Source organism: Streptomyces sp. NPDC059037, from assembly GCF_042740015.1.
Classification (GTDB): domain Bacteria; phylum Actinomycetota; class Actinomycetes; order Streptomycetales; family Streptomycetaceae; genus Streptomyces.
Genome location: NZ_JBHYIG010000026.1, coordinates 1 through 22,598, shown reverse-complemented (window position 1 = coordinate 22,598; position 22,598 = coordinate 1). Strand labels below are relative to the sequence as shown.

The 22,598-nt window shown below is 68.8% G+C and carries 16 protein-coding genes, 2 tRNA genes and 3 pseudogenes; 13 read left to right on the top strand and 8 right to left on the bottom strand.

The window, feature by feature from the left end; genetic code table 11:
- Nucleotides 1–13: 13 nt before the first annotated feature.
- Nucleotides 14–1,174, top strand: coding sequence for a PP2C family protein-serine/threonine phosphatase (locus tag ACFWY6_RS08535; RefSeq protein ID WP_361820251.1), 1,161 nt, complete (start codon nt 14–16; stop codon nt 1,172–1,174).
- Here the strand turns inward: ACFWY6_RS08535 and ACFWY6_RS08530 are convergent.
- Nucleotides 1,160–2,335, bottom strand: a complete 1,176-nt coding sequence (locus ACFWY6_RS08530) for a cation:proton antiporter (RefSeq protein ID WP_384687471.1) — start codon at nt 2,333–2,335, stop codon at nt 1,160–1,162. The two genes, ACFWY6_RS08535 and ACFWY6_RS08530, sit on opposite strands and share 15 nt — an antisense overlap.
- A 271-nt stretch (nt 2,336–2,606) precedes the next feature.
- Between ACFWY6_RS08530 and ACFWY6_RS08525 the strand changes: the two genes are divergently transcribed.
- The 3 genes from ACFWY6_RS08525 (at nt 2,607) to ACFWY6_RS08515 (ending at nt 6,955) form a co-directional block, all read left to right on the top strand.
- The gene (locus ACFWY6_RS08525; protein ID WP_384687470.1) at nt 2,607–3,434 is read left to right on the top strand and encodes an ABC transporter ATP-binding protein; all 828 of its coding nucleotides are present in this window, start codon (nt 2,607–2,609) and stop codon (nt 3,432–3,434) included.
- A 143-nt stretch (nt 3,435–3,577) separates the two neighbouring features.
- A complete protein-coding gene (locus tag ACFWY6_RS08520; protein WP_384687469.1) occupies nt 3,578–6,019 on the top strand; it encodes an FtsX-like permease family protein in 2,442 nt (813 codons plus the stop codon).
- A 432-nt stretch (nt 6,020–6,451) separates the two neighbouring features.
- A complete protein-coding gene (locus ACFWY6_RS08515; protein ID WP_384687468.1) occupies nt 6,452–6,955 on the top strand; it encodes an HD domain-containing protein in 504 nt (167 codons plus the stop codon).
- 14 nt (nt 6,956–6,969) lie between these two features.
- Here the strand turns inward: ACFWY6_RS08515 and ACFWY6_RS08510 are convergent, their stop codons facing one another.
- On the bottom strand, nt 6,970–8,196 hold the full coding sequence (locus tag ACFWY6_RS08510) for an acyltransferase family protein (RefSeq protein WP_384687467.1): 1,227 nt from the start codon (nt 8,194–8,196) through the stop codon (nt 6,970–6,972).
- Nucleotides 8,197–8,828: 632 nt separating this feature from the next.
- On the opposite strand from ACFWY6_RS08510, the gene ACFWY6_RS08505 reads away from it, so the two are divergent.
- Nucleotides 8,829–9,023 carry a hypothetical protein gene (locus tag ACFWY6_RS08505; RefSeq protein WP_135335839.1) on the top strand — a complete coding sequence of 65 codons (195 nt, stop codon included), beginning with the start codon at nt 8,829–8,831 and terminating at the stop codon, nt 9,021–9,023.
- Nucleotides 9,024–9,068: 45 nt separating this feature from the next.
- On the opposite strand, the gene ACFWY6_RS08500 is transcribed toward ACFWY6_RS08505, so the two are convergent.
- Nucleotides 9,069–9,139: transfer RNA gene (locus ACFWY6_RS08500), tRNA-Gly, on the bottom strand.
- A 149-nt stretch (nt 9,140–9,288) separates the two neighbouring features.
- Between ACFWY6_RS08500 and ACFWY6_RS08495 the strand changes: the two genes are divergently transcribed.
- The 5 genes from ACFWY6_RS08495 (at nt 9,289) to clpX (ending at nt 14,148) form a co-directional block, all read left to right on the top strand.
- Nucleotides 9,289–9,365: transfer RNA gene (locus ACFWY6_RS08495), tRNA-Pro, on the top strand.
- A 172-nt stretch (nt 9,366–9,537) separates the two neighbouring features.
- Complete coding sequence (gene tig, locus ACFWY6_RS08490; protein WP_384687466.1) at nt 9,538–10,929, top strand: trigger factor; 1,392 nt, start codon at nt 9,538–9,540, stop codon at nt 10,927–10,929.
- A 407-nt stretch (nt 10,930–11,336) separates the two neighbouring features.
- Nucleotides 11,337–11,942: an ATP-dependent Clp protease proteolytic subunit gene (locus tag ACFWY6_RS08485; protein WP_167829019.1), complete on the top strand. Its 606-nt coding sequence runs from the start codon at nt 11,337–11,339 to the stop codon at nt 11,940–11,942.
- A 60-nt stretch (nt 11,943–12,002) separates the two neighbouring features.
- Nucleotides 12,003–12,683 (top strand): ATP-dependent Clp protease proteolytic subunit, encoded by a 681-nt coding sequence (locus tag ACFWY6_RS08480; RefSeq protein ID WP_361820235.1) that lies wholly within the window; start codon nt 12,003–12,005, stop codon nt 12,681–12,683.
- A 178-nt stretch (nt 12,684–12,861) separates the two neighbouring features.
- Nucleotides 12,862–14,148, top strand: coding sequence for an ATP-dependent Clp protease ATP-binding subunit ClpX (gene clpX, locus ACFWY6_RS08475; protein ID WP_160505024.1), 1,287 nt, complete (start codon nt 12,862–12,864; stop codon nt 14,146–14,148).
- 69 nt (nt 14,149–14,217) lie between these two features.
- On the opposite strand, the gene ACFWY6_RS08470 is transcribed toward clpX, so the two are convergent.
- On the bottom strand, nt 14,218–15,081 hold the full coding sequence (locus ACFWY6_RS08470; protein WP_384687465.1) for a hypothetical protein: 864 nt from the start codon (nt 15,079–15,081) through the stop codon (nt 14,218–14,220).
- Between the two features lie 237 nt (nt 15,082–15,318).
- Between ACFWY6_RS08470 and ACFWY6_RS08465 the strand changes: the two genes are divergently transcribed.
- Nucleotides 15,319–15,600, top strand: a complete 282-nt coding sequence (locus ACFWY6_RS08465; protein WP_384687464.1) for a hypothetical protein — start codon at nt 15,319–15,321, stop codon at nt 15,598–15,600.
- A 61-nt stretch (nt 15,601–15,661) separates the two neighbouring features.
- Here ACFWY6_RS08465 and ACFWY6_RS08460 read toward each other — a convergent pair whose 3' ends face one another.
- Complete coding sequence (locus tag ACFWY6_RS08460; RefSeq protein ID WP_384687463.1) at nt 15,662–16,660, bottom strand: hypothetical protein; 999 nt, start codon at nt 16,658–16,660, stop codon at nt 15,662–15,664.
- Nucleotides 16,661–16,765: 105 nt separating this feature from the next.
- Nucleotides 16,766–17,704: a hypothetical protein gene (locus tag ACFWY6_RS08455; RefSeq protein ID WP_384687462.1), complete on the bottom strand. Its 939-nt coding sequence runs from the start codon at nt 17,702–17,704 to the stop codon at nt 16,766–16,768.
- Nucleotides 17,705–17,840: 136 nt separating this feature from the next.
- Here ACFWY6_RS08455 and ACFWY6_RS08450 point away from each other — a divergent pair, with 136 nt between their 5' ends.
- Complete coding sequence (locus ACFWY6_RS08450) at nt 17,841–20,465, top strand: valine--tRNA ligase (protein ID WP_384687461.1); 2,625 nt, start codon at nt 17,841–17,843, stop codon at nt 20,463–20,465.
- A gap of 135 nt (nt 20,466–20,600) precedes the next feature.
- On the opposite strand, the pseudogene ACFWY6_RS08445 reads toward ACFWY6_RS08450, so the two are convergent.
- Both ACFWY6_RS08445 and ACFWY6_RS08440 read right to left on the bottom strand, forming a co-directional pair.
- Nucleotides 20,601–21,326 (bottom strand): annotated as a pseudogene (locus tag ACFWY6_RS08445) (alpha/beta fold hydrolase); the annotation flags it as partial.
- A gap of 2 nt (nt 21,327–21,328) precedes the next feature.
- Nucleotides 21,329–21,532: pseudogene (locus tag ACFWY6_RS08440) on the bottom strand (hydrolase); the annotation flags it as partial.
- Between the two features lie 253 nt (nt 21,533–21,785).
- On the opposite strand from ACFWY6_RS08440, the pseudogene ACFWY6_RS08435 reads away from it, so the two are divergent.
- Nucleotides 21,786–22,271, top strand: a pseudogene (locus ACFWY6_RS08435) (BRCT domain-containing protein); the annotation flags it as partial.
- Nucleotides 22,272–22,598: the final 327 nt, after the last annotated feature.

Genomic DNA, 22,598 nt, shown 5'->3' with positions numbered 1-22,598 from the left:
AGGTCCGGGAGCAATGGCAGGCAGGCGAGCGGAAGCAGAGACGTTTACAGCCCGGATGAAGAAGCGGATCCACCGGGCTCGGATAGGGCTGCGCAAATCCGGTGTCGACTACTTCAGAGGCGACGGCTCGGACTGGATCGCCCTGGCGGGACTGCTGCTCACCATCCCGGTGATCACCGTCTGCACGATCATCAACAACGTCTGGTGCTCGCCAGCCGCCCTGGTCCTGCCCATCGTGGCCGGCGGCCTGCTCCTGCGCCCCTCCAGCCTGCTCGGCCTGTACGCGGCATCGGCGGCCGCCCTGATCGTGGAGTCCGTCCAGCTCGGCCCGTACGCGGAAGGACCGTCACGGGTCACCCCCGGCGTGGTCCTGGTCGTCGCGGCCTGCGGCTTCTTCGGGCTGCTCATCGCGCAGTTCCGCACCCGCGTCGGGGTGCCCTGGCGCGGCGGCGGAACGATGCTCTTCGACCTGCGTGAACGTATCCGCGTACAGAGCAAGCTGCCGAAGCTGCCCCGCGGCTGGCACCGCGAGATGGCGCTGCGGCCGGCCGGCGGCCAGTCCTTCTCCGGCGACTTCGTCGTCGCGGCGCGTACGAACGGCGGGCGCACCCTGGAGGCCGTCCTCACCGACGTGTCGGGCAAGGGCATGGACGCGGGTTCGCGCGCCCTGCTCCTGTCGGGCGCCTTCGGCGGGCTGCTCGGCTCGCTGCCGCCGCACGCGTTCCTGCCCGCCGCCAACGGCTATCTCCTGCGCCAGGACTGGGACGAGGGCTTCGCGACCTCGATCCACCTGGTCCTCGACCTGGAGACGGGCGACTACGAACTCTTCTCGGCGGGCCACCCGCCGGGCCTGCAGCTCAGCGCGGGCAACGGCCGCTGGGAGGAGAAGGTCGCCGACGGCCCGCTCCTCGGGGTCTACGACGGGGCGCAGTTCGACCCGGTGAAGGGCTCCCTGCGCCCCGGTGACGTCCTGATGCTGTTCACCGACGGCATCGTCGAGGCGTCCGACCGGGACATCAGTGAGGGCATCGACCGCCTCACCGGGGAAGCCGACCGCTATGTCGCGGGCGGCTTCCACGGCGCTGCGTGGCATCTGATCGAGGCCGTCGCCAAGGACGTCAACGACGACCGTGCGCTGCTTCTGATCTGCCGCGAGGCGTCAGCGGGCGCCTGACACTTCGGGTGCGTCCTGCCGTTCGCCGTTGCCCGGCAGGATCCGGGCCAGCCATTTCGACCGGCCCGCGGCCAGCGGTCCGAGCACCGCAAGGACGAGCACATACCCCGCGATGAAGGGGGAGAGGCGTTCGTCGAGGTCCGCGGTGGCGGCCATCGTCGCGAGGATCAGGGCGAACTCGCCGCGGGCGAGGAGCGTCGTGGAGATGTTCGCCGCGGGGCCCGCCCCGAAGCCGTACACACGCGCCGCACCGACACCCGCGAGGACGTTCATGAGGAGCGTCAGGGCCACGGCGGCGAGCACCGGCCAGACCACCACGGGCAGGTCGCCCGGGTCGATGGAGAGCCCGAACGCGAAGAAGAAGATCGCCCCGAACGCGTCCCGCAGCGGATGCACCAGCTTGCGGATGCGTTCGCCCGACGCGGTGCTGCCCAGCATCAGGCCCACCATGAACGCGCCGATCGCGTCCGCGACCCCGAACCACTCGGAGACCCCGGCGACGAAGACAGCGGCCCCGAGGAAGGAGATGACGAGCAGCTCGTCGTCCTTGGTGTCCATGAGCCGCCCGACGACCTTCGTGCCGAAGCGGGCCGCGAGCGCGAGGAGCAGCAGGAAGCCGAAGGCCTTGCCGCCGTCCATGACGGCCGATGAGAGGCTGTCGGCGCCGGACAGGATGGGCTGCAGGGCGGCCAGATAGAGGGCGAGGAAGATGTCCTCGACGACGATGATGCCGAGGATCGGCTTGGTCTCGGGGTTGCCGAGCCGCCCGGTGTCGACGAGCACCTTGGTGACGATCGCCGACGAGGAGATGCCGAGCACTCCGGCGAGGACCAGCGCTTCGGAGGTGCCCCAGCCGAGCGCGAATCCGAAGCCCAGGCCCGCGCCGACGTTCAGCGCGAGATACGTCCCGCCGGCGACGGCCATCTTGCGGCCGCCGGTCCTGAGGTCGTCCATGTGGAACTCGAGGCCCAGATAGAAGAGCAGCAGGACCAGGCCGAGCGCCGAGAGCATCTCCAGGTCGTGGGGGTCGGAGACCAGGACCACGCCGGGGGTGTGCGGGCCGAGGAGGATCCCGGCCAGGATGAAGAGGGGGATGGTGGGGAGTCCGATGCGGCCGCCCACGCGGGCGAGCACGGCGGCGGCGAGAAAGGCGCCGCCCATGGCTATCAGGGTGTCTGCGTGTCCGATGGGCCCGTTCCTCCTGGTAGTCAGCGACGCCCCTCTTTGGCAAAGGAAGCGTCAAGAACGCGTCAATAGTTAGCTTACCAAACGATTTAGGTGGCAACTATGTAGGGCGTACATCCGACCCTTCCTGGGGCTACCCCCACCCCCGATCCGCCGGGCGCCCTCATGGTCCACAGCACCCCCGAATCCGTACGTTCGAGGTATCGACCAGGCGATCAGGGCGTACGGACGGAAGGCGGACGGAATCATGGGGCTGCGGCGCAAGAAGCGGACCGGCGAGGGCAGTTCCGAGGTGCCGCCGATGCCGGCCACGGCTCCCGGCGGCGACTGGGCCGTCGAACTGCGCGGCGTGTGCCGCCGGTACGGCCGCGGCTCCGCCGCCGTGCACGCCCTCGGCGGCATCGACCTCGCCCTCGAACGCGGCAGCTTCACCGCGGTCATGGGCCCCTCCGGATCCGGCAAGTCGACCTTCCTGCAGTGCGCCGCCGGGCTCGACCGGCCGAGCGCGGGCACGGTCCGGCTTGGCGGCACGGAGATCACCGGCATGAGCGAGAACAAGCTCACCGAGCTGCGCCGGGCCCGCCTCGGCTTCGTCTTCCAGGCCTTCAACCTGCTGCCCTCGCTGACCGTCGAGCAGAACGTGGTGCTGCCCATGCGTCTGGCGGGACGCCGCCCTGACCGCCGGGCGGCCGCCGCCATCCTTGCCCGCGTCGGCCTCGGCGGCGACAAGCACAAGCGGCGCCCCGGCGAGCTCTCCGGCGGCCAGCAGCAGCGCGTCGCGATCGCCCGCGCCTTGGTCACCGCCCCGGATGTGGTTTTCGCCGATGAGCCGACGGGCGCGCTGGATACGACGACGGCCGCGGAGATCCTCGGCTTGCTCCGCTCGGCGGTCGACGGCATGGGCGCCACCGTCGTCATGGTCACGCATGATCCGGCGGCTGCGGCCTATGCGGACCGGGTGCTGTTTCTCGCCGATGGCGTGATCGTGGACCGGTTGGAGCGGGCGTCCGCCGGGGAGATCGCCTCGCGCATGGCCGACCTGGCTGCTCCGGCGTTTGCGGCTGCCGCGGCTTGAGTTTCTTTCTGCGGGCCGGATGTGGCTGGTCGCTCCCCCAAGTTCTCGGCTTCGCTCGAACAGGGGGACCCCCCTCGCGGCGGAGCCGCACATGTCAGAGCCCCGCGCCCCCTGCCGGGGCCCTTCAACTCCGGAGATCAGTCATGCAGTTGATGCCGAACGGGCTCGCTCGTGCCGCGGTTCGTTTCAAGCCCGCCGCCTTCGTCGGCACGTTCGTCGCGCTGATGATGGCCGCGACGATCGTGTCCGCGTGCGGCATCCTCCTGGAGACGGGCCTGCGCGCGTCGGTGCCGCCCACCCGGTACGCCGGCGCCCCCGTGGTGGCCGCCGCCGACCAGATGGCCCACTTCAAGGTGGGCGGAAGCGACTCGACCTCGGTGGTGCCCGACCGCGCGCGGCTCGACAACTCCCTTGTGGCCAAGGCGGGTTCGGCCCCCGGAGCGCGCAAGGCCGTCGCGGACGTCAGCTTCCCCGTGCAGTCGCGCGGCGCGGACGTCACGGCGCACGGCTGGGGCTCCACCGCGTTCACCGGCGAGAAACTCACGGCGGGCAAGGCGCCCCGCAGCGGCGAAGTGGTCCTTTCGGGCGCCAAGGCGTCCGTGGGGGACCGCGTCACGCTCACCACGGCGGACGGCCCCCGGCAGTTCCGGGTGGCGGGTCTGACCGCTCAACAGGGCGCCCCCACGGCCTGGTTCGCCGACTCCGACGCCGTACGCATCTCAGGGCACCCCGGCCGCGTCGACGCCATCGCCGTACTGCCGAAGGCGGGCGTCACGGACGCCGCCCTCAAGTCCCAGGTGGCGCACGCCATCGGCGGCAAGGCCAAGGTGTACACGGGCGACGACCGCGGCAGCGCCGGGGACGCCACGCTCGACAACGCCAAGGAGCTCCTGACCGGACTCGGCGGCTCGTTCGGCGGCGTCGCCACCATGGTCGCCGTGTTCACCGCCGCGGGCACCGTGGCGCTCTCCGTCGGTCAGCGGGCCCGTGAGTACGCGCTGCTGCGGGCGATCGGCACGACCCCGCGGCAGATCCGCCGCACCATCGCCACGGAGACCCTCCTGGTCGCGCCGCTCGCGGGCGCGCTCGGCTGCCTGCCCGGGATCGCCCTGGCGAGCTGGTGGTTCGGCCAGCTGCAGGAGAAGGGCGCCATCCCGGAGGCGGTCGACCTGTCCATCTCCTTCATCCCGCTCGTCTCCGCCGCGGGCGCCGTCCTGCTCACCGCGCTGTCCGCCGGGTACATGGCGGCCCGCCGCCCCTCCCGCATCAAGCCGGGCCAGGCGCTGAGCGAGTCCTCCGTGGAGCGCCTGCGGCCCGGTTGGATCCGTACGCCCCTTGGGATCGCGGCAGCGGCCGGCGGATGTGTGCTCGCGGGCGTCGCCTCGTCGACGAGCGGCGCGGACGCGGCGAACGCGGCGCTCGGCGTGGTCATGCTGTTCATGCTGGCCGTGGCCCTGCTCGGCCCGCTGGTCGCCCGCGCGTGCGCCGCCCTGTTCGGCCTCCCGCTGCGCGGCGCGGGCGCCTCCGCGTCGCTCGCGGCCGCCAACTCCCGTACGAATGCCAGGCGGTTGGCCTCGGCGATCACCCCCATAGTCCTCGCGATGGCGTTCTCATCGACCCTCGTCTTCATGCACACAAGCGAGGACTGGGTCGCCCACGACCAGCAGCGCGATGGCATCACGGCGGACCACATCGTGACGGCGTCGGGCACGGGCCTCGCCCCTGACGCGGTGTCGCGGGCGGCGCGGGCGCCCGGGGTCACCTCGGCGGTGGGCCTGCTCAAGACGTCCGTCCTCGTCCCGGCGGGCTCCGGCGGCGACCGCTGGCTCGAGTCGGCGTCGGCGCAGGGCGTGACGGGCTCGACGCGCGATCTCACCCAGGTGCAGGACCTGGACGTGAAATCCGGCTCCCTGTCCACTCTCGGCAAGGGGGAGGTCGCCGTCGACGCGATGCTGGCGGACAACGCGCACGTGAAGACGGGGGACAGGCTGAACCTCCGTATGCCGGACGGCACGGAGGCCTCGCGGAAGGTGGTGGCGACGTACGGCAGGGGCCTCGGCCTCTCCCAGGTCACGCTCCCCGCCACGGACGTGAAGCGCCACGTGACATCGCCCTTCGCCACGGAAATCTGGACCACGGGCAAGGCCCCGAAGGCCCTGACCGCCCTCGGCGAACTCCGCGACCGCGACGGCTACGCAACCGCCCAGTCCCTGGACCGAGAGCTCAACGCCTGGGCGAACACGACGATGGCGGCGGTACTCGGCGGCTTCGCGGCGATAGCCGCGGTGAACACTCTCGCCATGACGGTCCTTGACCGACGCCGCGAACTGGCCACCCTCCGGCTGATCGGCTCCACGCGCCGCCAGGTGATGCGGATGGTCCGCTGGGAGGCACTCCTGGTCGCGTGCGCGGGCATAGTGATCGGCTCGGCGATAGCCCTGGCAACGCTGATCCCCATGACCAACGGCCTGACGGGCGAGTCCCCGTACATCCCACCGCCGGTGTACGCAGGCTTCGCGACGGCAATCCTGACCCTGGGCCTGGCATCGACCCTGCTCCCGGCAAGGGCGGTACTACGGGACTGATTCCTTCCCACCCACCCACCCGATTGCCCGGCAGCGGCCCGGTCTGCCCACGCGCCGTCGTCGGCCGCGCCGCCGTACCGCCCACCCACCACTTGCCCGGCAGCGCCCTCAGCCCGCCGACCCGCGACTGCCGGCCGCGCCGCCGTACCGCCCACCCACCGTTTGCCCGGCAGCGGTCCCAGCCTGCCGACGCGCCGTCGTCGGCCGCGCCGCCGTACCGCCGCTTCGCGGCGAAAGCTTTCCCGCCCGCCCGCCCGATTGCCCGGCACTTGCCCACCCACCCATCGACAGGTCTCCCAGCCCGGCCGCAGGCATTTCAGCCCGTCCGGCGTTTGAGGACGAACTCGCCGAAGGCGGTGATCTGCGGCCACCTCGCGGCCGGCGCAGCCGGAAATTTTCGGGAAGGGGCGGGATTGGGGAAAGAATCCCCGCATGAACCCCAGCCCTCGCCCCAACCCCAACCCCAACCCCACCCCCAACCCCACCCCCAACCCCCGCCCCCACCTAACCCTCCCCGAGGTAGAAGCCATAGCCCGAGCGGCCCACGCCGCCCAGAAGGACAAGGCGGGGCGGCCCTACGCCGAGCACCTGCACGCGGTGGCCGAAGGCACCCGCTCCCGCGGCGGCACCCCGGACCAGATCGCCGCCGCCTGGCTCCACGACGCAGTGGAAGACGACGCACTCAGCGAGCAGTGGCTGCGCGACGCGCCCCTCACCCAACGTACGAAGGACATCGTCCGAGCCCTCACCAAGCAGAAGGGAGAAACCCCCGAGGCCTACGCGACCCGCATCCTCGCCACCCCCGGCGCCCGCCTCGTGAAGGAGGCCGACATGGCCCACAACGCGAACCCGGCCCGCCTAGCGAAGCTAGACGGGCCGACCCGCACCCGCCTCACAGCGAAGTACGCCCACATGCGCGCCCTGCTGGGCGCATGACCAGCGGCTGTCGGCTAACCGGCGCCGGATGAAGCCTTGGCCCGCTCCCGGGCCAACGCCGCCGCATCCCGCTTGAACGCCCACTCCATCTTCGGCTCCATGGCGAAACGGAACATCCGCTGCACCGGAGGCGTACAGAGCAGGGTCACCACCGAGGCGGCCACCAGCGTCACGACGACCTCACCGGCCGGCTTGTGCATCCACTCGTAGTCCTCGAACCAGCCCCAGAAGCGCGAGCCCTTGGCGAGGAAGCCGTGCAGCAGATAGCCGTACAGCGTTCCCGCGCCCAGCACGGTGAACCACATCTTCCGGCGCGGCACCCACGCGAAGAAGCACGCGGTGAGGACGGCGGAGCAGCCGAACAGCGCCAGCGTCATCACGACACCGGCCCACCACGGCGCGCCCAACTCCTGCGCGCTGTCCCGGCGGTAGAACCACGCCGAGCTCATCCGCGGAGCGGCCCAGTACGCCATGAGGACCGCGCTCGCGAAGACGGGGATGGAGAGCAGCCGCACCTCGCGCCGCCGCACCAGCTGGAAGTACTCGGGCTTCATGAACAGTCCGAGCACGAAGAACGGCATGAACTGCAGCACCCGCTGCAGATCGAGATCGTCGCCGATGTCCGGTGAGATCGTGGCGAGTACGGCGATGGCGATGGCGAGCGGCACCGGCCAGCGCACGATCTTCCACAGCGGGGTCGTCAGACGCCAGACGAAGAGCGCGACCAGGAACCAGGTGAGGTACCAGGGGTCGAGGAGGCTGATCGGCTGGGTCGGATCGTCGTCCGCGTAGCGCTTGAAGAAGGTGTACGCGACTTCGAAGATGACGTACGGCACGGCGACACCGGTCACAAGACGCTTGAGCCGGTCGGCCCGCATGTCGAAGCTGCGCGAGAAATAGCCGGAGATCAGGATGAACGCCGGCATATGGAAGGTGTAGACGGTCATGTACAGCGCCTCGGCGGCGCGGCTGTGATCCGTCAGCGGCTCCCAGGAATGAGCCATGGCCACCAGGACGATCGCCAGATACTTGGCGTTGTCGAAGAACGCGTCGCGCTGCTTGGCGGGTTGGCCCGTGGAAGCCGGTTTGCCCGGTCGGGCGGTGTTGCCGGCCGCAGCATGGGAAGGGGTCGCGGCCGTGGGGAATTGGGGGGCGCGGGGAGTAGGCACTCCGGCCGCCGGCTCTTGGGCCGGGGGGAGCGGCGCCCGGTGGCGGCCGTGCGGTTGAACCGAGTTCGTCACAGGCCCTCCCACCATGAGCTCGGTGAGACGATCTGGGACCGCACTGCGCTTGCGGGGATGGTGGCAGCGTGGAACATCTGAGGCACCCTAGCGTCGCCCGAGTGTTTTCGTAAAACCCTCAACACGGCTGTCATCTCAATCACAGACGGATCCTGGCTAATACGGTCCGAGTACCCGAGGAATCACCAAAGTCGACATGGTGATTCACCTCCTTACGGGCCGCCCGCAGGCCGTCCGGGTGTCCAGAACGTCACAACTCATCCCGCTTAAACGGCGCATAACGCCCGCAGGCGACTCTGGTGAAATGTCCGATTGATTGGCTCTTTGTGGAGCCCGCGGTGTGGGCCCGGCGACAATTCGAATTTCCCGCGAACAACTTGTGTGGCAATGGAAACGATCAAGCCGAATTAGCGGAGGTGCGCGGGGCTCGAATTGCCGTGTGGGGGCGCCCTGTTCATGCGCCCCAGGGTCGCCCCCCGGCCGCCGGGGTCGCGCCCGGCACGTGCGGCGCTGGCCGACGATGTGTCACCTGCCGCATACGGATGGCGCGTTGGTGGCACGATGGTTCTGGCGGGGGTGTGCGGGGTCGTACCCCCCGGGCCGGGGAGAGACCGACCTAGGGTGTGATCAGTGTGGCCATTTCGCTGTCAGTGGTGTTGCTGTTGGCGATCATCCTTGTGGTGCTGATCCGCGGGGGATCGATCAAGGCGGGGCCGGCGATCGTCGCGGTGCTCTTCGGGTTCTTCCTCGCCTCAACCGGAATGGCACCCTCCATAAACCGCTTCCTCAATGAAGTGGCGGAGACCATCAACTCGATCAGCTTCTGAAACGCCTCAGGCCCGGTTCTGAGGAACCGGGCCTGAGGTCGACAGAGCGGGCGACGGGAATCGAACCCGCGTAGCTAGTTTGGAAGACTAGGGCTCTACCATTGAGCTACGCCCGCACAGATCGCGCCACGGAAATCGCTGGTCGGCGACCGCGGCACGGCAAGCATCGTAGCGGGTCGGACGCACTCCCCGCACACCCCGTACGTACTCCCGATTAAGCGGGGGTCGCACGGCCTGCGGGCATGTACCCTACGTGTCGCACCGACGGGGTGTGGCGCAGCTTGGTAGCGCGTCCGCTTTGGGAGCGGAAGGCCGTGGGTTCAAATCCCGCCACCCCGACCACCAGGCTGATCGATCGAGTCGATCAAGGCCGCCCCGTCGATCAGCCGCCCGACGGGCCTCTCAAGATCGCATTGTGGGTCGGCTCCCGCTTGCCGTTACTATGCAAGCTGTGTGCCCGTGTGTCTCTGAGCCGGGCAGAATCCCAAGAAGTCAGCCCCAAGGAGACCGAACCGTGAAGAGCGCCGTGGAGACCCTGAACCCGACTCGGGTTCGGCTCACTGTTGAGGTGCCCTTCGAGGAGCTCAAGGACAGCCTCGACGCGGCGTACAAGAAGATCAACCAGCAGGTCACGGTGAAGGGCTTCCGCAAGGGCAAGATCCCGGCCCGCGTCATCGACCAGCGGTTCGGTCGCGGCGCCGTTCTCGAAGAGGCCGTCAACGACGCGCTCCCGAAGTTCTACACCGAAGCGGTCAACGAGGCCGAGCTCAACGTCCTGGGCCAGCCCGAGGTGGACATCACCGAGCTGAAGGACAACGAGACCCTCAACTTCACCGCTGAGGTCGACATCCGTCCCGCGATCGAGATCCCGGACTACTCCGGCATCGAGGTCGAGGTCGACGCGGTCGAGGTCAGCGACGAGGACGTCGAGAAGGCCGTCGAGGAGCTCCGTGAGCGCTTCGCGTCCACCTCGCCGGTCGAGCGTGCCGCCGAGGACGGCGACGTCGTGACGATCGACCTGGAGGCCAAGGTCGAGGGCGAGGTCCTGGAGGACGGCGTCGCGTCCGGCGTCTCCTACACGATCGGCTCCGGCGAGCTCCTCGAGGGCATCGACGACGCCGTGAAGGGCCTGGAGGCCGGTGGCGAGGCCACCTTCACCTCCGAGCTCAAGGGCGGCTCGGCAGCCGGCAAGGAGTCCGAGGTCACCGTCAAGGTCACCCAGGTCGCCGCCCGTGAACTGCCGTCCCTGGACGACGACTTCGCGCAGCTCGCGTCGGAGTTCGACACCCTGGACGAGCTCAAGGCCGACAGCCGCAAGCGCCTCGAGAACATGAAGCAGTACGACCAGGCGACGCAGGCCCAGGAGCGTGTCCTGGAGAAGCTGCTCGAGCTGGTCGAGGTCCCGGTCCCCGAGAAGCTCCTCGCGGACGAGATCGAGACCCGCAAGCACAACCTGGTGAACCACCAGCTCGGCCAGATGGGCCTCGACCTCGCGAAGTACCTGGAGATCCAGGGCAAGACCGAGGAAGAGTTCGACGCCGAGACCAAGCAGCAGGCCGAGAAGGGCATCAAGACGCAGTTCGTCCTTGACGAGCTCGTCAACAAGGAGAAGCTGAACGTGAACCAGGAGGAGCTCACCGAGCACCTCATGCGTCGCGCGCAGTCCTCCGGCATGTCCCCCGACCAGTTCGCCCAGGCCGTCGTCGAGGGCGGCCAGGTCCCGATGCTGGTCGGCGAGGTCGCCCGCGGCAAGGCCCTCGCGGTCGTCGTCGAGGCTGCCACGGTCAAGGACACCAACGGCGAGGTCGTCGACCTGGACGACGAGGACGAGACGGAGACGGCCGCCGAGGTCGTCGCCGAGGCCACGGAGTCGGCTGACGCCGCCGAGGGGAAGACCGAGGCCTGAGTCTCGCTCTGACGCTCGTACGACAGGGCCCCCGGGACTTCGGTCCCGGGGGCCCTGTCGTGCCCCGCAAGGGGCGCGGGGAACTGCGCGAGCAACCACGTACAAGCCGCACCCGCCGTAGACCTGCTGCGCCAGACGCGACTGCGGCCCTGCGGGGCTGAGCGCGCAGTTCCCCGTGCCCCTTACGGGGCGCCCCCCCGGCAGGGTGCTACCTGCGCTCACAGCGAACAGTTCCATTTGCGGGATTCCCCGAAGGGACCCGCGCGTTAGGGTCCATGAATACGAGGGCAGGGGAGTCCCCGAAGCCGCCCCGGAGCGGCGAGCACGCGGGGTCCCTAGCCTCAGAAGAAGACGTGAGACGGCCCGGCGCCGTCGTAAGACGAGCAGGTGGATACGTGACGAATCTGATGCCCTCCGCCGCCGGCGACCCCTCCATCGGTGGTGGCCTCGGCGACCAGGTCTACAACCGGCTGCTCGGCGAGCGGATCATCTTCCTCGGCCAGGCCGTGGACGACGACATCGCCAACAAGATCACCGCGCAGCTGCTGCTCCTTGCCGCAGAGCCGGACAAGGACATTTTCCTCTACATCAACAGCCCTGGTGGATCCATCACGGCCGGCATGGCGATCTACGACACCATGCAGTACATCCAGAACGACGTGGTGACGATCGCGATGGGCATGGCCGCCTCGATGGGCCAGTTCCTGCTCAGCGCCGGCACGCCCGGCAAGCGCTTCGCGCTGCCGAACGCCGAGATCCTGATCCACCAGCCCTCCGCCGGACTCGCGGGCTCCGCGTCGGACATCAAGATCCACGCCGAGCGGCTCCTTCTCACCAAGAAGAAGATGGCCGAGCTCACCGCGTTCCACACGGGTCAGACCGTCGAGCAGGTCACGCACGACTCGGACCGTGACCGCTGGTTCGACCCGGAAGAGGCCAAGGCGTACGGCCTCATCGACGACATCATGCCCAACGCGGCCAGCATGCCGGGCGGCGGCGGCACCGGAGCCTGAGCCTCACCGCTCAGCCATCCGAAGCCGACACAGCCCACGCTCCTCAGGAGACCTACAGAGATGAAGAACTACCCCGGCAGCGGCCTCTACGAGCGCACTCAGGCCGAGTACACCGGCCCCACCGCCGAATCCCGCTACGTCATCCCGCGCTTCGTCGAGCGCACCTCGCAGGGCGTGCGCGAGTACGACCCGTACGCGAAGCTCTTCGAGGAGCGCGTGATCTTCCTCGGCGTGCAGATCGACGACGCGTCCGCCAACGACGTCATGGCGCAGCTCCTGTGCCTGGAGTCGATGGACCCGGACCGCGACATCTCGGTCTACATCAACAGCCCCGGCGGCTCCTTCACGGCGCTCACGGCCATCTACGACACGATGCAGTTCGTGAAGCCCGACGTGCAGACGGTCTGCATGGGCCAGGCCGCCTCCGCGGCCGCCGTGCTCCTCGCGGCGGGCACGCCGGGCAAGCGCATGGCGCTGCCGAACGCGCGCGTCCTGATCCACCAGCCGTACAGCGAGACCGGCCGGGGGCAGGTCTCCGACCTGGAGATCGCCGCCAACGAGATCCTCCGGATGCGTGCGCAGCTGGAGGAGATGCTGGCCAAGCACTCCACGACGCCGATCGAGAAGATCCGCGACGACATCGAGCGCGACAAGATCCTCACTGCCGAGGACGCGCTGGCGTACGGCCTGATCGACCAGATCATCTCCACCCGGAAGATGAACAACTCCTCGGTCGTCTGACGCAGAGCTGTAGCATCTGCCGCTCCTTGGCATGGTTCGCGAACCGATCCCGATCGGTTCACGTCAAAGCGAACCGTGCCAAGGGGGGCCCGAACGGGGGGCCCGGCAAGGTACCGTCGGATATGAGGCACCAGGAGCCGCTGAACGTGGCGTCTCCCAGGCGAAGGGGAAGCACCTCGTGGCACGCATCGGTGACGGCGGCGATCTGCTCAAGTGCTCGTTCTGCGGGAAGAGTCAGAAGCAGGTCAAGAAGCTCATCGCAGGCCCCGGTGTGTACATCTGCGATGAGTGCATCGATCTCTGTAACGAGATCATCGAGGAAGAGCTCGCGGAGACGAGCGAGGTGCGGTGGGAGGAACTCCCCAAGCCTCGCGAGATCTACGAATTCCTCGAGGGATACGTCGTGGGCCAGGAGCCCGCGAAGAAGGCTCTCTCGGTAGCGGTGTACAACCACTACAAGCGGGTCCAGGCCGGCGAGACCGGCGGGGCGCAGGGACGTGACGACGCGATCGAACTCGCCAAGTCCAACATCCTGTTGCTCGGTCCGACCGGCTCCGGCAAGACCCTCCTCGCGCAGACGCTCGCGCGCATGCTGAACGTCCCGTTCGCCATCGCCGACGCGACGGCGCTGACGGAGGCGGGCTATGTCGGCGAGGACGTGGAGAACATCCTCCTGAAGCTGATCCAGGCCGCTGACTACGACGTCAAGAAGGCCGAGACCGGCATCATCTACATCGACGAGATCGACAAGGTCGCCCGCAAGAGCGAGAACCCGTCGATCACGCGCGATGTCTCGGGTGAGGGCGTCCAGCAGGCCCTGCTGAAGATCCTGGAAGGCACGACGGCTTCCGTGCCACCCCAGGGCGGTCGCAAGCACCCGCACCAGGAGTTCATCCAGATCGACACGACGAACGTCCTGTTCATCGTGGGCGGTGCCTTCGCGGGCCTGGAGAAGATCATCGAATCCCGCGCGGGCGCGAAGGGCATCGGCTTCGGCGCCACGATCCACTCCAAGCGGGAGCTTCAGGAGAAGGACCGGTTCGAGGACATCATGCCGGAGGACCTGGTGAAGTTCGGGATGATCCCCGAGTTCATCGGCCGCCTCCCGGTCATCACGTCCGTACACAACCTGGACCGCGAGGCCCTGCTCCAGATCCTCGTCGAGCCGCGCAACGCACTGGTGAAGCAGTACCAGCGCCTGTTCGAACTCGACGGCGTGGAGCTGGACTTCGAGCGCGAGGCGCTGGAGGCGATCGCCGACCAGGCGATCCTGCGCCAGACCGGCGCGCGAGGCCTGCGCGCCATCATGGAGGAGGTCCTCCAGTCGGTGATGTACGAGGTCCCGTCCCGCAAGGACGTGGCCCGCGTCGTCATCACGGCGGACGTCGTCCACTCGAACGTGAACCCGACGTTGGTGCCGCGTGATGCGCGGGGGCCGGGCGCGGGGGAGCAGAAGTCGGCGTAGCGGTTACGTACGCAGAAGGGGCGCCCGGCGATTGATTCGCCGGGCGCCCCTTTTTTCACGTACCCGTGACTACTTGACCTCGACGCGGACCTCGTCGCGCAGCTTGGCGGCCATGGAGGCGGTGTCCTCCATGGTCAGCTTCTTGCCGGTCGCGGTGGCGGAGGCGTCGCTGCGGCCGACGAACGCGACGGTGCTGTGGTCACCCCACACGCACATCGGCACCTGGAAGGTGTTGGGGATGCCGTCCTCCGTCTCGGCGGAGTCGGCGCCGCCCATGCGGAATTCGGCCTCCTGGCACTTCATGATGCCGTTCTCGAAGCCGTCGGGCGTGAACTCCTCGGGCTCGCCCTTGAGATGCATGCCTTCGGAGTCGCCGGTCTCGGCGTTCTTCTTCATCTGGGCGAACATGGCGTCGACGACCTTCTCCGGGTCCTCGATGTCGCCGTACGCGCCGCCGAAGTTGATGGCCTTCATGGTGGCGCCGTCACCGGCCTGGTAGTTGCCGTTGACGTTCTTGGGGTCGGTGACGCCGGCCTGCTCAAGCTCCTTGAGGTCGTCGTCCTCCATGCCGCCGCCGGCGCCCTCCTGCTTCTTGTACTCGCCGAGCACGGTCGCGGGCGTCGTCAGCTTGTACGTCTTGCCGTCGTCGGCGACGTCACTGCTGCCCCCGCCCGCGGTGAACCACCACACGCCACCGGCGATCGCGACGAGCGCGACGACGGCACCGATGATGAGCCCGGTCTTCTTCCCGCCGCCACCACCGGCGGGCGGCGGCGGAACCTGCCCGTACGGGGCCTGAGGCGGCTGCCCGTACGGAGCCTGGGGCTGCTGGGGGTAGCCGTAGCCGGGCTGCGGCGCCTGCGGCTGCTGGCCGTACGGCCCCGGCTGCTGCGGCTGCTGACCGCCGTACGGACCCGGCTGGTTGTAGCTCATTACGTGGGTTTCCCTCCGCGTATTGATGTGGTCCCGACATCCTGACTGATGGGGGTGGGGACGCGGAGGGCGGGCCTGCCTCCTGGCGCACTTCAGTGGCCGAGGTGGGAGCGAGTGGTTCAGGCCGATAGCGGCGCCAGAAATTGATCACTACCGCTCGGACTGATCTACTGATGTATGACCACGTCAACCGCCACTTCTGGCGGCTGGCAGAACAAGTACTGATGGGGGTACAGCGTGAAGTCGCTGAATGCGAAGCGAGTTTTGGTGGCGGCAAGTATGACCGCAGCGGCAGCAGTTGTGCCGATCGTGACGGCGGCTCCGGCGTCGGCCACGCCGATCGAGTGCGTCACTTACCTGAAGCACGAGGGCTATTCAATTGGGTCGAAGGCGATAAACTCCTGCAAGAACGGGGACTCCGGCAGCGCGGTTATCCGGCAGTCGTGCCCCGTCACCCTTGTGACGTTCGGCGTTAAGCCCAATCACGCCGCCACCGCATGCCGTGCGGCGGCGGCCTAGGCGTTGCATCCGTAGGCTCGTGTTTGGAGGGCGATGTCCCCTCCAAACACGTTCGGTTGCCTCAGAGCTTGACGCGGACTTCCCCGCGGAACTTGGCCGTCGTCTCCGCGGCCGCGTCGAGGTCGGCGGGCTTGCCGCCCATCGCGCTCGCCATGTCCGTGGTGATCGCGATGCCGATGGTGCTGTTGTCGCCCCAGATGCAGGTCGCCATCGACATGTCGCTCGGGCCCGCGGTGCTGCCGGTCCCGGCCGAGCCGAGGTTGTACTTCATCTCCTGGCACTTCATCACCGCGCCATCGAGCCCGGCGGGCTTGTACTCCTTGGGCTCGCCGACCAGCGTCATCTTCTCGCCCGTGCTGCCGCTGCCGCTTTCGTTGGCGTTCTTCTCCGCCTCGCCGAACATCGCGTCGACGACCTTTTCGGGGTCCGCGATGTCGCCGTAGACGCCGTTGAACTGCAGGAGCTTCTGCGAGAGTGGGTTCTCTTCGCTGCCCGACTGGTACTGGGCTGCGACGTCCTTGGCGTTCTTCACGCCGTACTGCTCGGCCTTCGCGACGTCGCCGGAGCTCATGCCCCCTTCGGCGGGGCCCTCCTTCTTCTTCTTGTACTCCGTGAGGACCGTCGCCGGGGTGATCAGCTTGTGCGGGCCGTCGTCCTTGACGCCGGAGTCGTCGCCTCCGCCCGCCACGTTCGAGGAGCCGCCGTCCTTGCCGCCCTTCTCGTCGTCACCGCCGGCGAAGACGAAGTAGCCGCCCACCGCCGCCGCTATGACCACGGCCACGGCGCCGATGATGAGGCCGACCTTCTTGCCGCCGCCCTGCGGGGGCGGAGGCGGCGGGACCTGCCCGTAGGGGGCCTGCGGCTGCTGGCCGTAGGGGCCAGGCTGCTGGGGCTGGCTGTAGTTGCCCTGCTGCGGAGCCTGCTGCGGGTAGCCGTAGCCGGGCTGGGGGGCCTGGGGCTGCTGACCGTAGGGGCCGGGCTGCTGAGGCTGCCCACCGCCGTACGGTCCGGGCTGCTGGGGCTGCTGGCCACCGTACGGGCCCGGCTGGTTGTAACTCATTGTCTGGGGTTCCCTCCGTGCTTATGCGTATCAGACATCCTGACGGAAGCAGCCCCGGCCGATGCGACCGGGGCTGCTGAGCGAGACGCGCGATGCCGCGCGGCGTCAGGCCTTGACTCGGACTTCCTTGCGGAACTTCGTCGTTGTGTCGGCGGCGTCCTCGAGCGAGGGGCTCTTGCCCGTGATGGCGCTCGCCATCTCGACCGGGATCACGACACCGATGGTGCTCTTGTCGCCCCAGATGCAGACCGGCATCCGGATCTCCTTGGGACCGGAGGCCGAGCCGCTGGAGGGGGAGTCGTTCTTGATGACCGTCTCCTGGCACTTGAGCACGGCGCCGTCGGCGTCGAAGCTCTTGGGGCTGCCGACCAGTTCGCCCGTGTCGCTCTGCTCCGACGCGGACTTCTCCTTCATCTTGGCGAACATCCCGTCGACGACCTTGGAGGGGTCGTCGATCTCTCCGTAGACGCCCATGAACTTGATCATCTTCCCGGCGAGCGGGTTGCTCTCGTCGCCGGACTGGTACTCGGCGTCCACAGGAGTGCCGTTCTTGACGCCATCCTTCTCGGCGTCCTTCATGGCCTCGTCATCGAAGCCGTCGCTGGCCCCGGCCTTCTTCTTGTAGTCGGAGAGCACCGTCTCCGGAGTGACCAGCTTGTGCGCCCCGTCGTCCGCGACCGCCGAGTTGCCGCCGCCCGAGGAGTCCTTGCCCGCGGTGAACCACCACACGCCGCCGCCGATCGCGACGAGAGCGACGATCGCGCCGATGATGAGGCCGGTCTTCTTGCCGCCACCCGCGGGCGGCGGCGGAGGCGGAACCTGCCCGTAGGGGGCCTGCTGCTGACCGTACGGGCCAGGCTGCTGGGGCTGGCTGTAGCCGCCCTGCTGCGGAGGAACACCCTGCGGCGCCTGCTGGGGGTAGCCATAGCCGGGCTGCGGGGCCTGCGGCTGCTGGCCGTAGGGGCCAGGCTGGCCCGGCTGCTGACCGTACGGTCCGGGCTGCTGCGGCTGCCCGCCGTACGGGCCCGGCTGGTTGTAGCTCATTGCGTGGGTTCCCCTCCGAACGCTTATGTGTTCCCGACATCCTGTACGAAGGAGACGCGCCATGGGGCGCGGGGCGGCAACCGTTACTGAAGAATCCGGTTTCGGGACGGGCCTGTGACACCTCTAAACTGAGCCCGTGACCGAGAACACTCAGCAGCAGAATCCAGCGCCCACCTCCGAACTGCCGACCCAGTACGCGCCGGCCGAGGTAGAGGGGACGCTGTACGAGCGCTGGGTAGACCGGGGCTACTTCGCCGCCGACGAGAAGAGCGAGAAGCCGCCGTACACCGTCGTCATCCCGCCGCCGAACGTCACCGGCTCCCTGCACCTGGGCCACGCCTTCGAGCACACGCTCATCGACGCCCTCACCCGCCGCAAGCGCATGCAGGGCTTCGAGACGCTGTGGCAGCCGGGCATGGACCACGCAGGCATCGCCACCCAGAACGTGGTCGAGCGCGAGCTCGCCAAGGAGGGCAAGTCCCGCCACGACCTGGGCCGTGAGGCCTTCGTCGAGCGTGTCTGGCAGTGGAAGGGCGAGTCCGGCGGCCAGATCTCCGGGCAGATGCGGCGCCTCGGCGAGGGTGTGGACTGGGACCGTGAGCGGTTCACCATGGACGAGGGTCTCTCGCAGGCCGTCCAGACCATCTTCAAGAAGCTGTACGACGACGAGCTGATCTACCGCGCCGAGCGCATCATCAACTGGTGCCCGCGCTGTCTGACGGCCATCTCGGACATCGAGGTCGAGTATCAGGACGACGACGGCGAGCTCGTCTCGCTGAAGTACGGGGACGGGGACGAGACCGTCGTCGTCGCCACCACCCGCGCCGAGACGATGCTCGGTGACACCGCCATCGCCGTCCACCCGGAGGACGAGCGGTACAAGCACCTCGTCGGCAAGCTCATCAAGCTGCCGCTGACCGACCGCTCCATCCCGGTCGTCGCGGACGAGCACGTCGACCCCGAGTTCGGCACCGGCTGCGTCAAGGTGACGCCCGCCCACGACCCGAACGACTTCGAGATCGGTCAGCGCCACGGCCTGCCGAACATCGCGGTCATGGACGAGCACGCGGTCATCACGGTCCCTGGTCCCTTCCAGGGGCTTGATCGACTGGAGGCTCGCTCCGCCATCGTCGGCGCCCTGCGCGCCGAGGGTCGCATCGTCGCCGAGAAGCGTCCGTACTCCCACTCGGTCGGCCACTGCTCGCGCTGCAAGACCACCATCGAGCCGCGTCTTTCGATGCAGTGGTGGGTCAAGGTCGGCCCGCTCGCGAAGGCCGCGGGCGACGCGGTCCGCGACGGCCAGGTCAAGATCCACCCGCAGGAGATGGAGAAGCGCTACTTCGACTGGGTCGACAACCTCCACGACTGGTGCATCTCGCGCCAGCTGTGGTGGGGCCACCGCATTCCGGTCTGGTACGGGCCGAATGGCGAAGTCGTCTGCGTCGGACCGGATGACGAGGTGCCGACCGGCGAGGGCTGGTACCAGGACTCGGACGTCCTGGACACCTGGTTTTCCTCCGGCCTGTGGCCGTTCTCCACGCTCGGCTGGCCCGAACAGACCGAGAGCCTCGAGAAGTTCTATCCGAACTCGGTCCTGGTCACCGGCTACGACATCCTCTTCTTCTGGGTCGCCCGGATGATGATGTTCGGCCTGTACGCGATGGACGGCACCCCGCCGTTCCACACGATCGTGCTGCACGGCATGGTCCGCGACCAGTTCGGCAAGAAGATGTCGAAGTCCTTCGGCAACGCGGTCAACCCGCTGGACTGGATGGACAAGTACGGCTCGGACGCCCTGCGCTTCACGCTGGCCCGCGGCGCCAACCCCGGCACGGACGTGCCGATCGGCGAGGACTGGGTCCAGGGCTCGCGCAACTTCGCCAACAAGATCTGGAACGCCACGCGCTTCGCGCTGATGAACGGCGCCACCACCGAGGGCGAACTCCCGCCCGCGGAACAGCTGTCGGCCACCGACCGCTGGGTGCTCTCGCGGCTGAACGCGACGGTCGCCGAGGTCGACGCGTTCTACGACGACTACCAGTTCGCCAAGCTGTCGGACGCCCTCTTCCACTTCGCGTGGGACGAGGTCTTCGACTGGTACGTCGAGCTGTCCAAGACCACGTTCATGGGCGGCGGCGAGGCGGCCAGGGTCTCCGGCCGTGTCCTGGGCGAGGTCCTCGACGTCACCCTGCGTCTGCTGCACCCGATCGTCCCGTTCGTCACCGAGACGCTGTGGACGGCGCTCACCGGGCGTGAGTCGATCGTGATCGCCGACTGGCCGGTCGACAGCGGCTTCCGCGACGCCGCCGCCGAGCGGGAGATCGAGACGCTCCAGCAGGTCATCACGGAGGTCCGCCGCTTCCGTGCCGACCAGGGACTGCAGCCGGGCCAGAAGGTCCCGGCCCGCCTCACCCTGGACGGCACGGCGCTCGCCCCGCACGAGGCCGCCATCCGTCAGCTGCTGCGCCTCCAGCCGGAGGGCGACGCCTTCACGGCGACGGCGACCCTGCCGGTCTCGGGTGCCACGGTCGCGCTCGACCTGTCCGGCACGATCGACGTGGCGGCGGAGCGCAAGCGCCTCGCCAAGGACCTCGCGGCCGCGGAGAAGGAGAAGGCGCAGGCCACGGCGAAGCTCGGCAACGAAGCGTTCCTGGCGAAGGCGCCGGACAACGTGGTCGACAAGATCCGCGGCCGCCTCACCAAGGCGGACGCCGACATCGCCCGGCTGCAGGCCCAGCTGGACGGTCTGCCGCAGGCGTAGTCAGACGAAGAGGATATGGAGGGAGGGGGGGGGGGGCGGGGGGGGTGCGGGCACCCCCGGGGCGGCCCGCGGGCCGGGCCCCCCCGGGCGCCCCGCGGCGATGCGCTCACCCGTGTGTACCGGCGGGGTGTGCCGTCACTTCGCCAGGAAGGCGAGGAGGGCGGTGTTGACCTCCTCCGCGTGGGTCCACAGCAGGCCGTGCGGAGCGCCCTCGATCTCGACGTAGTCGGAGGAGGCAAGTGCCTTGTGGAAGGGGCGCGCGGTGTTCTCGGCGGGCAGGATGCGGTCGGCAGTGCCGTGCAGGATCAGGGCGGGCACGTCGACGGAAGGGATGTCGGCGCGGAAGTCGGTGTACCAGGTCGACGGGGCGGCGGACGCGGCGAAGAAGCCGCCGCCGGCCGCGGTGTTCCAGCTGTTGCGGACCGCTTCCTCGCTGATCCGGGTGCCCAGGTTCTCGTCGAGGTTGTAGAAGTCGTTGAAGAAGGCGGTGTAGTAGGCGTAGCGGTCGGCCTTGACGGCGGCGACGATTCCGTCGAAGAACTCCTTCGGAGCCACGCCGTCCGGGTTGTCGTCGGTCTTGAGCAGGCAGGGCTCGAGGGAGGCCAGGAAGGCGACCTTGGCGACGCGGGCGGAGCCGTACGTGGACACGTAGCGGGCGACCTCGCCGGTGCCCATGGAGAAGCCGACGAGGACGGCGTCGTTCAGGTCGAGGGTTTCCATCACGGTGTTCAGGTCGGCCGCGAAGGTGTCGTAGTCGTAGCCGGTCGTCGGCTGCGAGGACTGCCCGAAGCCGCGGCGGTCGTACGTGATGACGCGGTGGCCGGCGTCGAGGAGCGCGGCGCGCTGGCGCTCCCAGGAGTGACGGCCACCGTGGTCAGGACGGCGGGCACGTCGAACGCCTGAGCCGCCTTGGCGAGACCCACGGTGCTGTTGATGATCGCGGCGCGATCGCCGCTCCCGGTGCCGAAGAACATCTGCGGCTGGTGGTCCACAAAGAGCATGACGGCGTTGTCGGGCGTAAGGAGGTCCGCACTCGGGGCGGCCTGCACCTTGGCGATGTCGAACATGAGGGGGCCTTTCGGAGAAGTCGGTACCGTGCCGTCCGCGTTTTGCGGCTCGGCACACCCGAAAACTACGACCGGTCCGACCGACCTACTTTTCTCCCCGTGCCCAGGAGTTGGCACGACAGCGCACTACCCGCGCAAGTGATGTCCGTAGTCGTCCTCGGGATCTGTCGGCACTGTCTTGCTCACCCGCCGCCCGAGCCCCCGCAAGAGGCCGAGATGCCGACCGTCCACGTCAGCCAGACCGTCACCGCCCCAATCCCGCCGTATCGCCCGGCACTTCGTCACCATGGACCACATCCGGTCCGCCGACGCGGAGGCGATGCGGCAGGTCGAGGGCATCGGCAGCGAGAAGGCCCCGGTCATCGTCGGCGAGCTGGACGTGCTCGGCCCGGGCATCGACAAACTCACCGCGGCCGGGGTGAACATGACCGAGCCGGGCGCCACGGCACCTTCGCCCGACGGCCAGGGCGAGCCCGCCGCGCAGGCGGGTCCGCTGGAGGGCATGACCGTGGTGGTCACCGGCGCCATGACCGGCCCCTTGGAGCAGCTCAGCGGCAACCAGATGAACGAACTGATCGAGCGCGCGGGCGGCAAGGCGTCCTCCAGTGTCTCCCAGCGCACCAGCCTCGTCATGGCGGGAGAAGGCGCCGGGTCCAAGCGCACCAAGGCCGAGTCCCTCGACGTACGCCTGGCCACGCCGGATGAGTTCGCCGAGCTGGTGGCAGGGCTGTTGGCCTGAGCGCAGCTAGCGAGCGGGAGAAGGGTGGGCCGGCCCCGTGCGAACGGGGGTGGCACGGGACCACGTGCGCCTGCGCTATAGTTGATCTTGAGCCCACAGCCGGAACTCCCGGCACCGGGCCTCGCGTTGGTGGTCCAAGGAAAGACGCCCCACTTCCCGTGGGGAAATGCAGGTGCAAGGCCTGCCCAGCGCTCGCGACAAGCCCCGGGGTGCCCCACGGGACCCCGGGGGTTGTTTTGACGCCCGCGACACCCACCCCGGGAGTGTGGGGCCCCCCCCCCCCCGGGCGGCGCCCGCGCCCCCCTCAAGCTCCGTTCGGTCCTGTTC